An 11977-nucleotide genomic window follows, 5' to 3' on the forward strand; every position below is an offset into this window, starting at 1 on the left:
CCGAACAGGATTTTTGTTCACTTCCGTTCACAAAAACCTGTCCGCTTTCCTGCCGGTGAAAACGGGCGTGTCCATACACGACACCCCCGTTTCCCTCGTCAGCCGCGCCAGCAGGTATAACACACTACACTTTGCTTTGCAAAGTCGTGTGCCAAAGGGTACCCCTTTGGAAACCCCGGTTTTGTCGGCGTGTGGCCACAGATCGCATCTCTGCGCCTGTGTCCCCACCCCTCCAAAACCCAAAGAAACGGCGCACATCAGCCCACCCCACGGGCCGATGTGCGCCGCTTCTTTGTTCGGCCTGCGGGCCGGGACGAGGGATTGCGGTTGCACTTTGAGACGCAAAAAATGCGTTTTGTTTATGCGATTTTGATGTTGGAATATATGTCGTATTGTGGTATAATTATAGTATCAGATAGGGGGCGATTTGCTTGAAAGTAGTTGCAGAAAGAATACGAAGCCTGCGGGAAAGTGCAAGGCTGTCACAGGTAAAGATGGGGGAAATTGTAGGTGTAAGGCAGTCCAGCCTAAACCGCTACGAGCAAGACCAGTCCTCTCCCAGCTATGAAACCCTTGTGCGCTATGCAGATTATTTTGATGTGTCGCTGGACTATATTATGGGGCGCACCGATGACCCACAGGGCAAGCTGTACGAGTGCAAGCCCAAGTTTGAGGAAAGCGACCCGGGGATGGAAAAGTTTGTGGAGATGTGCTTTGACCCTAAATCGCCCATGAACGACCGCTTGAAGAAAACCCTGTTGACGATGTTGCGGGAGGGTAAGAAATGAAAGCTGTGATATACGCCCGCTATTCCTCCGACAGCCAGCGGGAAGAAAGTATCGAGGGCCAAATCCGGGAGTGTACCGCCTTTGCCGAGAAGAACGGCATCACCATCCTGCGCCACTACATAGACCGGGCCTTTTCCGCTAAGACGGACAACCGCCCGGAGTTTCAGAACATGATAAAAGGCAGCGGCAAACGCCTGTTCGATATGGTTATTGTCTGGAAGCTGGACAGGTTCGCCCGGAACCGCTACGACAGCGCCCGGTACAAGGCCACACTGAAAAAGAACGGCGTGAAAGTCGTGTCCGCCACCGAGGTCATTTCAGACGGGGCCGAGGGCATCATTTTGGAAAGCGTGTTGGAGGGGTATGCCGAATACTACTCCGCCGACCTGTCCGAGAAGGTAGTCCGAGGCATGACGGAGAACGCCTTAAAGACCAAGTACAACGGTGGCACCCTCCCTATTGGCTATCTAATCGACAGCGAGCGGCATTTCCAGCCTGACCCGCTGACCGCCCCTTTTATACTGGAAGCCTTCCAGCGTTACGACGAGGGGGACACCATGACCCAAATCCGGGACTGGCTCAACGAGCAAGGCGTGAAGAATACGAGGGGCCAAAAGCTGACCTATAATAGCGTCCAGCACCTTTTGAACAACCGCCGCTATATCGGGGAGTATACCTACCGGGAAATAGTAGTCCCGGAGGGCATACCCGCCATCGTCCCCCAAGACCTCTTTGACCGGGTGCAGGAAAAGCTGGCGAAGAACAAAAAGGCCCCGGCCCGTCACAAGGCCGAGGACGATTACTTATTGACAACCAAGCTGTTCTGCGGCTATTGCGGGGCGTATCTCTGCGGCGAGAGCGGCACCAGCCGCACAGGGAATGTGCACCACTATTACAAGTGCGTATCTGTGAAAAAGAAGCGTACCGAGTGCCACAAGAAGTCCGTCAAGAAGGGATGGGTTGAGGATTTGGTAGTCAGCGAAACCATGAAGCTGGTGATGGACGATACCGCCATTGAGGCCATCGTGTCCATGCTGATGGAGTTGCAGGACAGGGAGAATGTGAACTTGCCGCTGTATGAGCAACAGCTACGGGAGGCCGACACTGCCATTCAAAACCTGCTCAACGCCATCCAACAGGGTATTCTAACCAAGTCCACCAAAGGACGGCTGGAGGAATTGGAGGCCACGAGGGAGGAACTGGAAATCCGGATAGCCTGTGAAAAGCTGGCGAAGCCCAAGGTGAGCGCCGAGTTTATGACCTTCTGGCTCCACCGCTTCCGTAAGCTGGACGTGCGGCATAAGTCCCACCGCAAGATGTTGATTGATACTTTCGTCAACGCCATTTTCCTCTATGACGATAAAATGGTGATTACCTTCAACTACAAGGAAGGGACAACCGCCATCACCTTTGACGACCTAAAAGCGGCGCTGGACGGGAAGATTATGGGTTCGGATTTGGATTGCTTAACGGCACCAGAAAAGACAAAAGTAATCAATGCTTTTGTCTTTTTTATATTTCCAGTTTCTTTTAAAAAAGAATTGATGAAAAGGTGTAAAACCTATTGACATTTTTTTGTTTTTAGAATATTATAATGTAAACGGGCAAAAACAAACCGAAACAAACAATTTCGGGCGAATGATTGAAACTACTGAATTGATATCTCAACCTGGCGCGGAGGCAGAGGCATGCTGGCAGCAGAACGGAAAAGCAGAATCATCGATTTCCTGGAATCCAATGGAAAAGCGGAAGTGAATGAACTTGCCGACATGCTTTGCGTTGTACCGGAAACCATCCGGCGTGACCTGCGTGAGCTTGAGCTGCAAGGGCTTTTGGTACGTACGCACGGCGGTGCGGTCATGGGGGAGAAGAAGGAGCTCGAATATCCTGTTTTCGTCCGGGAAATGCAAAATTATACGACAAAGCTGGCACTTTGTAAAAAGGCTGCGCAGTATGTGGAAGAGAACGATACGATCTATATCGATAACAGCTCCACGCTGATCAACATCATGCGTTACATCGAGAAAGATATGAATGTCACATTGCTTACGAATTCCATTGGTATATTACAGTTGTCGGCGTCGATCGATAACAATGTGACGGTGATTTGCAGCGGCGGGGCTTTCAATAAGAAAAACATGTCGCTTTCCGGGTCTCTGGCAAACCATATGTGCATGGAATTCATCCCGGACAAGGCGTTCGTATCGTGCCATGGGCTTTCAGTCGAATACGGGCTGACGGACGGCAGCATGAACGAGGCTGCCTTTAAGCGCAATATGATGCGCGTCAGCCAGAAAACGTATTGTGTGGTGGATCATTCCAAGTTTGAAAAGACCGGGCCTGTGAAGCTTGCAGGGCTCGATACATGCGACGTACTGATTTGTGACCGTATCCCCGATCCACACTATCTGGATCTGTTATGCGAGGCAAATAAAGGGATGGATATCATTTGCTGCGACTATAAAAAGTAATTTATATAAAAGGTACTGATTTTCAATGAAAATCAAAAGGCAAGTTGTTGTGACGATCAATTATAGGAGGAATCAAAAATGAGTTATAAGGAAACCTTGCTGGCACCTGTCAAAATCGGCGAAAGAGAATGTAAGAACAGGTTTTTCGTACAGGCTATGGAATGTACCGATGCGGATGCGGACGGAAATCCGACCGACCTTACATACCAAAGGTATGAGAACCTGTACAAAGGCGACTGGGGCCTCATTGACCTTGAGGCGATCTCGATCACACAGGAGAGCCGCTCCCGGGCGAACCAGTTGATGATCATGGAGAAGAACGTTCCGGCGCTCACAAACTTCATGAAAAAGTTAAAGGAAGTAAACAAAGATACCTTGTGCGTGTTCCAGCTGACGCATTCGGGTGAACTGAGCAACCCGAATTTTTCCAGGAGGGTCACGGTTTGTCCGTCCTATACATACGGCGGAGACCTGCTTTCCGAAGAAGAAGTGGATAAGATCATGGACGACTTTGTACTGGCTGCAAAGATCGCGCACGACGTAGGGGCAGACGGTATCGATATGAAGCTGTGCCACGGCTACCTTGGTTCCCAGATCCTGCGTCCGTTCAACACACGCAAATGGAAATATGGCGGCAGTTGGGAAAACAGAAGGCGTTTTGCGTTCGATCTTTATGAGAGGATCGCAAAGGAAATCAATGATAAGAACTTCCTGATCGGTTCTAAGGTATCTGCATGGGAAGGATTCCCGGGCGGTTTTGGTACGGAAGGCCCGGATTCCCCGATCATGGATTTGACAGAGCCGCTTGACCTGATCAAGGGCCTTGAAGAACGCGGGGCGCAATTTATCGTGCAGTCGGCGGGAAGCCCGTCTATTACAGTCACGCTGACACAGGCGGAAAAGAACTTCCCCTATATCGCATACCTGCACCCGTACTGGCAGAAGGAATTCAAGAAAGTCCTGAAGCCGGAGACAGTGCTGATTGGCTCCAATTATTCCGTATGGGGAAAGGGGAATAAGAACCTGCAGATGGTTGATCCAAAGGAAAACACCATGTTTAAGGTTGGCGCTAAGAACATTGAAAGCGGCATCGTGGACATGATCGGCCTTGGACGCCAGTCGTTTGCTGATCCGCTCCTGCCCAAAAAGCTGGAACAGGGCAAAGAGGACGATATCCACTTCTGCACGCTGTGCGACAATTGCCTCGAGCTGTTGATAAGGCAGGAACGCATTGGCTGCTGCACCTACAATAAGTATTATACGGATGTGCTGGTAAACTTGCGTAAGGAAAAAGGCAGACTGACACAGAACCATACCTGATAGTAAAACAAGGAAAGCCCGGTGCAAATGTATCGGGCTTTTGGGGAAAGCGGAAACGTAAAGGAACCGCGAAGCGAAGGAGCATGCAAAAAAGCCCTCGCAACCAGCGAGGGCTTGAGCACAGCGTAGTGCGCTGCGACGTGGTGCCGAAGACCGGGATCGAACCGGTACGGGGTTTAACTCCCGCAGGATTTTAAGTCCTGTGCGTCTGCCAATTCCGCCACTTCGGCGCAGCCTGATTAAAAACTGCTTACATATTTTATCACATCGGCAGGCGCAATACAATATGCGAAACAAAAGTTTTGCAGGGAACTAGGAGCAAATATGATCAATACAGTGACATTGAATCCGGCAATGGATAAAATCATTTATCTGGATGCGCTCAACATCGATTGTATGAACCGGATACAAAAAACGGAAAAATGTATGGGCGGAAAGGGAACGCACCTTGCGTACAACTTTTCCCTGCTTGGCGTAGAAAATCGTACGTTCGGCGTCGCTTTTGGCGGTACGGGCAAAGAGATTATCGACATTCTGGAGGGATCGGGCGTTGAAACGAAATACCTGTGGTATGAAACCCCCGAATCGCGCACCAACTATTTGGTGGTCGATAACGACAGGAATTGTACTTTTATGGCGGAACGCGGCACGACGCTGACCGCAGAAATGACGCAGGAGCTCCTTGCTATGATGGAACAAAATATGGCGAAGGGCGATATTCTGGTCATTGCGGGCGACGCTTCCAACGTTGAAGATAAGGAAGTACAGGTCAAGCTGCTGCAGATCGCAAAAAAAATGGGATTGAAGCTTTATCTGGATAGCTCAGGGGCATTCATGAAAAAAGGGATCGAGTACCATCCGTACCTGATCAAGCCGAATTTGGAAGAGCTTTCCGAACTGGCCGGACGGGAAATCTGCGACGTCGCAGGCGTGACAACGGCATTGGATGAACTGCCGGATATCCCGGCGATCATGGTCTCCATGGGAGGCGATGGCTGGGTATTCCGTTATCAGGGAAAAACTTACCGCGGGCATGGACTGAAAGTACCCGTCGGAAATACGGCAGGCTGCGGCGACGCATTGCTGACAGGGCTGGTTTATTGCCTGGAATATACTGAAATGCCGGTGCTGGAAATGCTTGCATTCTCCACGGCGCTGTCGGCAACGTGCGCGATGAGCAACCAGACGGTGGGCTTTGATATAGCAAAAGCCAAAGAACTGCAAAAAGACGTCATGATTGAAGAATTATAATTTTTATTAGAACAGGAGAAATCAAAATGTGCGAATTGTCTTATATGGAACAGAGAAAAGAAATGCTGGAAATCATCAAATATCTGTACGACCGCAAACTCACCAATGCTGCGGGAGGCAACGTCTCTATGCGCGTTGCGGACAACAGGGTCTTGATCACACCGTCCATGATGTCGGAGCACCACCGCTGCTGCATCAATCCGGAGGATCTGATGATCATCGATTATGACTGCAACATTATCGAGGGGACGCAGAAGCTTTCGCGCGAAAGCAGGATGCATACCCTGCTTCTCAGGAATTTCCCGGAATTCGGAGCGGTTATCCATGCGCATCCGCAGTTTACGATGTGTTTTGCGGCATTCAGCAAGCCGATCCCGTCTGTAACGGAAGCAACGATGAAAATGGGCGACTGCGGCGTCATCCACCAGGCATGGGCGTATACGGAAGACCTCGCCATCAAGACGAACGAATACTTTATGGCGAACAGGGAACGGGCGCAGAAAATGGGCCTGGAAGGTATTTTGCCGCAGCACGGTATCGTGGCGGCAGGTCCGACGCTGAACAAGGCATACAGCATCGTGGAGCGCGTAGAATGTGACGCGATGGCCAATATTTTTGAAAGCGCGGTTCGGATGGCGGCAGCAAAAATAGAGGACTAAGATGGACAACAGCCTGGCTCTAGCGGTCGACCTTGGGGGAAGCGGCGGAAAGCTGTTTGTCGGCTCGCTCGAAAATAGAAAAGCAACCTTTACGCCGGTTTACCAGTTCAAAAATCGTATCGTGCCCGTAAAGGGACGTGCTTACTGGGATTTCCTGCATCTTTTCGACGAGATCAAAATGGGATATGCAGCGGCGCAGCGGGAATTCGGCGGACAAATCCAGTCCATGGCGATCGACGCGTGGTGCAATGATTATGCGCTGCTGACGAAGAACGGTACGATGCTGGAAACGCCGCGCAACTATCGAGACAGCAGGACGGAAGGCTGGATCGAGCGTGCGGACAAGCTGATACCTAAGTTTGAGGTCTACCAAAAGACGGGGCAGCAGTTTGCGCGTTTCGAGACCTGTTATCACCTTCTGGCGCAAAAGGAACAGGATGGCGATATCCTTGCCCTTGCGCACGATCTGCTGTTTGTACCGGACTACCTGTCTTACCTGATGGGGGCTAAGAAGTATACGGAATATACGATCGCCAGTGTAACCAACCTGTACAATATCCTCGAAAACAAGTGGGATGATGATATCTTTAAGGCTTATGGATTGCGGCAGGACTTATTTTCGCCTATTGTCCATCCGGGAGACAAGGTGGGACGCGTTTCCCGGGAGATATGTGAGGAGCTGCATACAGAGCCGGCCGATATTTACGCGGTAGGTGCGCATGATACGGCTTCGGCAGTAGCGGCGACGCCCGTACAGGGAGACGATGATTTCCTGTTTATTTCGAGCGGGACATGGTCTTTGGTGGGCGCGGAGCTCAAAAAGCCGATTATGACCAAAGAAAGCATGGAGGCTGGGTTCGGAAATGAAGGCGGCGTACAAAACCGTGTGCGGTATATCCGTAACGTAATGGGGCTTTGGATATTGCAGGAATGTGTGCGCGTATGGAAGCAGCAGGGCAAGGAATATACTTTTGCCGGACTTGCGGACATGGCGAGCAAGGTGAGATGCGACGGGGCGTTCATCGATCCGGATGACGAGAGGCTTTTTGAACCGGCGGATATGCCGGCCGTGATCGTGCAGATGTGCCGGGAAAACGGCTATATCCCGCAAAGCGACGCGGAGCTGGTACGCATTGTCACGCAAAGCCTGGCATGCAAATACCGTTATGTGGTCGAAAAGATCGAAATGCTGACCAAGCGCTGCTATAACGGGATACATGTGATCGGCGGCGGCAGCCAGAATGGGTTCCTGAACCAGCTGACGGCTGATTTTACCGGCAAGAGGATATGGGCGGGCCCCGCGGATGCGACAGGGATCGGAAATATCCTGACACAGTGGATCGGACGCGGTTATTTAAAGGATCTGCGGGAAGCGCGGGAGGTATGTGCGCGTTCGTGTGAAATCAAGGAATATATCCCATCCTGCCAGCAGGATGCAGGCGCACAGTACAAACTGTTCTTACAAGCTACCAAATTAAAATAATAGAAACAGCCTGCTTGCAGGCTGTTTTTTTATTCCTTTTCACTTGATGTTCACATTCATGCTTTATTATAGTATCATAAAAGAAAAAATGGCGGGAATGCTATGGAAAAAATCCTTGTAGTTGATGATGAAGAAAATATCCGCTCGCTGATCCGGAAATATGGCGAATTTGAAGGATATGAGATCGCGGAGGCGGCAAACGGCATGGAGGCGGTCGAGTTATGCAGGAAGCATGATTTCGATTTTATTATCATGGATGTAATGATGCCCGAACTGGACGGTTTTTCTGCCTGCGCCAAAATACGGGAAACGGGAAAGAATACGCCGGTATTGATGCTTTCGGCGCGCGGCGAAGAATATGACAAGATACATGGATTTGAACTGGGGGTTGACGATTATGTTGTGAAGCCGTTTTCCCCCAAGGAACTGATGATGCGCGTACGCGCAATTTTGTCGCGGGCGGGAAAAGGCGAGCGGGAAAAGCAATTGCTGGAATTCGGCGGCCTGGTGATCGATGTTTCCGCCATGGTCGTTTATGTGGATGGACAAAAGGCGGAGCTTTCCCCAAAAGGGTATGAGCTGCTGTATTATTTGGCAAAAAACAAAGGGATCGCACTGACACGTGAAAAGCTGATCACCGAAGTATGGGGATATGATTTCTATGGGGATGACAGGACGCTTGATACGCACATCAAACTGCTGCGCAGCGCGCTCGGCAATTACCGTGATTACATTGTAACGCTAAGGGGAGTGGGATACCGGTTTGAAGCGTGATGGGCTCAGCATCAAATGGAAAATTTTTATTTATATCCTGATTTTTGCGGCTGTAATGATTTTATTGTTATGGCTGCTTCAGATCGTATTCCTCAATGACTTTTATCGGGCGATCAAGCAAGGAGAGATCAGGGATGCAGCGCAGGTGATTGAACAGAATATCGACAATGAGAATGTCGATACGCTGATCGAGCGGATCGCGCACCGTTACGACGTGTGCGTGCGTATTGCGGATGTAGATGGGGAGAACGTCTATTCTTCGGATATCATGCCGGACTGTGTGATCCATAAGATGCCGGCGTTTGAATTCTCGATCCTCGCGAGGGATACACAGGAAAACGGCGGAAGCATGCTTCGGATCCTGCCGCAAAAGAAATTTTCCGAAGCCGAATACGACGAGCGGTATTTTATGGGAAATGTGCCGCCGCCGGACAACGGAATCACAGAAAGCATGATTTATACCAGTACATTGACGACAGCTGACGGACAGACGTTGCTGCTGGCCTTGAATTCAGTGATCACGCCAGTCAATTCTACGGTGGAAACGCTGCGTATACAGCTTCTGTATATTACGGTCATACTGATTGCCTGCGCGCTTGTTATCGCGCTCATGATTGCACGGCGTGTTTCAAACCCGATCATTCAGATCAATCAAGCGGCGAAAAAGCTGGCGAAAGCGCAGTATGATGTCCGGTTTAATGGGGAAGGCTACCGTGAGATCGCGGAACTGGCCGAGACGCTCAATTATGCGGCGCATGAGCTTTCCAAGGTGGATAATCTGCGCAAGGAGCTGATCGCGAATATCTCCCACGACCTGCGTACGCCGCTCACGATGATCATAGGATATGCGGAGGTCATGCGCGACCTGCCGGGTGAAAATACGCCGGAAAATGTGCAGATCGTCATTGACGAAGCACGGAGGCTGACGACCCTTGTAAACGATGTGATGGATATTTCCAAGCTGCAATCGGGAACGCAGGAATTGAATACGTCAACTTTTAACCTGACGCAGATGATACGCGACATCCTGACGCGGTATACCAAGCTGAAGGAGCAGGAGGGGTACCGGATATCCTTTGATTATAAAAAAGATGTCATGGTAGAGGCGGACGAAACGCGCATCGGGCAGGTCATCTATAACCTGGTCAACAATGCGCTCACCTATGCGGGAGAGGGGAAGAATATCATTGTCAGGCAGACGATATACGATGATAAGGTGAAAATCGAAGTGTGCGACGATGGGGAAGGGATCCCGCGGGAGCAACTCCCGTATATCTGGGAGCGCTACTATAAGGCAAGCAAAACGCATAAACGTGCGGCAATGGGAACGGGACTCGGACTTTCCATCGTGAAAGGCATACTGGATATGCATGGGACGGAATATGGGGTCAGCAGCGAAGAAGGCAAGGGCAGTATATTCTGGTTTATCCTGAAAATTAAGTGATTTTTAAGAAACAGGGGGGCAGTTCGCATTGTAGCGGCTGTCCCTTTTGATTATAATAAGAGTATGAAAATAGTGATTGCGGAAGATAATTGCAAAATTAGAAACGAACTGCAGAGTTTTTTGCAAAAGTACGGGTACCAGACGGCAGGCATCGAGCGATTCGATACGATCGTGCAGGATATCATTGCAGAAAAGGGAGACCTGCTGCTTTTAGACATCAATCTCCCGGAGGTGGACGGCTATTCTGTTTGCCGTGAGATCAGGAAAACATCGGATATGCCCATCATTATCGTGACAAGCAGGAACACGGAGATGGATGAACTGATGAGCATCAACCTGGGAGCGGATGATTTTGTAACCAAGCCTTATAATACGCAGATCCTGCTCGCACGCATCAATTCCGTATTAAAGCGTGTGAACAAGAGCGTCGACAGGATCGACTGCGGCTCCTTCGCGCTGAACCTGGCGCGCGGCGTGATCGAGGTTACGGAAAAGGAAATCGAGTTGACCAAAAACGAGCTGCGTATCTTAAATACGCTGGCAACGCGCCGCGGAACCATTGTGACGCGTGAAGAGCTGATGAAAGACCTTTGGAACGATAATATGTTTGTGGACGACAATACCTTAAACGTCAATGTCAACAGGCTGCGCAGGAAGATGGAAGAAGAAGGACTTATCAATGTGATCGAAACAAAACGCGGACAGGGGTACCTGCTGCGATGAAGCTGAGCGATTACCTCAAGGACAAGGTTTGGTTTTTGATTTGCGATTGCCTGATCCTCTTTGGGCTTCCGCTGATCCTCGGCTTACTTCAGGCGGACATTACCCTGATCCTGTTTTTTATAGCGGTACTGGCAATAGGCATCGTACTTCCGCTGGTGTTGGATTATCTGAAGCGCAACCGTTTTTACAGCGGGCTGCTGTCGCTTTTCGATTCGCTGGAGAATAAAAACCTGATCGCTGAAGTGCTGGAGCGGCCGGTTTCCCTGCGGGAAGGGATGATCCTCTATGACCTGCTGAAAGGGACGAACCGCGCGATGCTCGAAAAGATCGCGGAATACCGCCATGCACAGGAAGAGTACCGTGAGTACATTGAAATGTGGGTACACGAAATCAAAACACCGCTTGCCGCGTCCAAGCTTGCCGTGGAAAACCACAGGGAGCATGTCGCGGCAGGGATAGAAGAAGACATTGATAAAATGGAGGATCTTGTCGAGCAGGTATTGTTCTATTCCCGTAGTAACACTGTGGAAAAGGACTATATGCTGCGAAAAACGGATTTGCAGGAAATCGTATTCTCGGTCGCCCGCAGAAATGCGCAGCTTTTTATTGAAAAGCATATCCGGTTGGAAACGGATGTGGAAGGACTGAAGGTGTTCACGGATGCGAAATGGATCGAGTTCATTTTAAACCAGCTGATCGTGAATGCGATCAAGTACAGCGATAAAAAGGATGCATGTATCTGTGTGACGGGAAAAACGCAAAAAGATTGCGTGCTGCTCAAAATCGTTGACAATGGCGTGGGGATATCCGTTCACGAACTAGGCCGCGTTTTCGATAAGGGATTTACGGGAAGCAACGGAAGGAAAAAAGGGCAATCAACCGGGTTGGGGCTTTACCTTTGCAAGAAACTATGCGCAAAACTGGGACACGGGATCCGCATTGAGTCTGAAGAAGGCCGGGGTACGGCGGTTACGATTGTTTTCCCTAAAAGTTCTATGACCATGGTATTATAGCTCCTGAAAGGATCAGAAAAAGGCCGCCCATAACGGACGGCCTTTTTGATG

General features: G+C 50.1%; 12 protein-coding genes and 1 tRNA gene. 11 read left to right on the top strand and 2 right to left on the bottom strand.

Annotated features, from left to right (window positions below):
* Positions 1 to 27: 27 nt before the first annotated feature.
* Positions 28 to 333, bottom strand: a complete 306-nt coding sequence (locus tag BN6471_RS12910) for a hypothetical protein (protein ID WP_147554007.1) — start codon at positions 331 to 333, stop codon at positions 28 to 30.
* 98 nt (positions 334 to 431) lie between these two features.
* On the opposite strand from BN6471_RS12910, the gene BN6471_RS08690 reads away from it, so the two are divergent.
* The 4 genes from BN6471_RS08690 to BN6471_RS08705 all read left to right on the top strand — a co-directional run bounded on the left by BN6471_RS08690 (position 432) and on the right by BN6471_RS08705 (position 4579).
* The gene (locus BN6471_RS08690) at positions 432 to 788 is read left to right on the top strand and encodes a helix-turn-helix domain-containing protein (protein WP_046444706.1); all 357 of its coding nucleotides are present in this window, start codon (positions 432 to 434) and stop codon (positions 786 to 788) included.
* Positions 785 to 2356: a recombinase family protein gene (locus BN6471_RS08695; protein ID WP_066647795.1), complete on the top strand. Its 1572-nt coding sequence runs from the start codon at positions 785 to 787 to the stop codon at positions 2354 to 2356. Before BN6471_RS08690 ends, BN6471_RS08695 begins: the two co-directional genes overlap by 4 nt.
* A 120-nt stretch (positions 2357 to 2476) precedes the next feature.
* Positions 2477 to 3259 carry a DeoR/GlpR family DNA-binding transcription regulator gene (locus BN6471_RS08700; protein WP_066647799.1) on the top strand — a complete coding sequence of 261 codons (783 nt, stop codon included), beginning with the start codon at positions 2477 to 2479 and terminating at the stop codon, positions 3257 to 3259.
* Between the two features lie 78 nt (positions 3260 to 3337).
* Positions 3338 to 4579, top strand: a complete 1242-nt coding sequence (locus BN6471_RS08705; protein ID WP_066647805.1) for an oxidoreductase — start codon at positions 3338 to 3340, stop codon at positions 4577 to 4579.
* Positions 4580 to 4720: 141 nt separating this feature from the next.
* On the opposite strand, the gene BN6471_RS08710 is transcribed toward BN6471_RS08705, so the two are convergent.
* Positions 4721 to 4809, bottom strand: a tRNA-Leu gene (locus tag BN6471_RS08710).
* Positions 4810 to 4903: 94 nt separating this feature from the next.
* On the opposite strand from BN6471_RS08710, the gene BN6471_RS08715 reads away from it, so the two are divergent.
* From BN6471_RS08715 to BN6471_RS08745, 7 genes are all read left to right on the top strand, one after another.
* Positions 4904 to 5830 carry a 1-phosphofructokinase family hexose kinase gene (locus tag BN6471_RS08715; RefSeq protein WP_066647807.1) on the top strand — a complete coding sequence of 309 codons (927 nt, stop codon included), beginning with the start codon at positions 4904 to 4906 and terminating at the stop codon, positions 5828 to 5830.
* Positions 5831 to 5856: 26 nt separating this feature from the next.
* Complete coding sequence (locus BN6471_RS08720; protein ID WP_066647810.1) at positions 5857 to 6489, top strand: class II aldolase/adducin family protein; 633 nt, start codon at positions 5857 to 5859, stop codon at positions 6487 to 6489.
* A gap of 1 nt (position 6490) precedes the next feature.
* On the top strand, positions 6491 to 7972 hold the full coding sequence (locus BN6471_RS08725) for a rhamnulokinase (protein WP_066647812.1): 1482 nt from the start codon (positions 6491 to 6493) through the stop codon (positions 7970 to 7972).
* 102 nt (positions 7973 to 8074) lie between these two features.
* Complete coding sequence (locus tag BN6471_RS08730; RefSeq protein ID WP_066647814.1) at positions 8075 to 8746, top strand: response regulator transcription factor; 672 nt, start codon at positions 8075 to 8077, stop codon at positions 8744 to 8746.
* A gap of 55 nt (positions 8747 to 8801) precedes the next feature.
* Complete coding sequence (locus tag BN6471_RS08735) at positions 8802 to 10190, top strand: sensor histidine kinase (protein ID WP_330384470.1); 1389 nt, start codon at positions 8802 to 8804, stop codon at positions 10188 to 10190.
* 63 nt (positions 10191 to 10253) lie between these two features.
* The gene (locus BN6471_RS08740) at positions 10254 to 10913 is read left to right on the top strand and encodes a response regulator transcription factor (RefSeq protein WP_066647819.1); all 660 of its coding nucleotides are present in this window, start codon (positions 10254 to 10256) and stop codon (positions 10911 to 10913) included.
* The gene (locus BN6471_RS08745) at positions 10910 to 11926 is read left to right on the top strand and encodes a sensor histidine kinase (RefSeq protein ID WP_066647821.1); all 1017 of its coding nucleotides are present in this window, start codon (positions 10910 to 10912) and stop codon (positions 11924 to 11926) included. The genes BN6471_RS08740 and BN6471_RS08745 overlap by 4 nt, the downstream gene beginning before the upstream one ends.
* The last annotated feature ends 51 nt before the right edge of the window (positions 11927 to 11977 follow it).

Origin of the sequence: Christensenella timonensis (assembly GCF_900087015.1) — a bacterium.
In the GTDB taxonomy this organism is placed as follows: Bacteria; Bacillota; Clostridia; order Christensenellales; family Christensenellaceae; genus Christensenella; species Christensenella timonensis.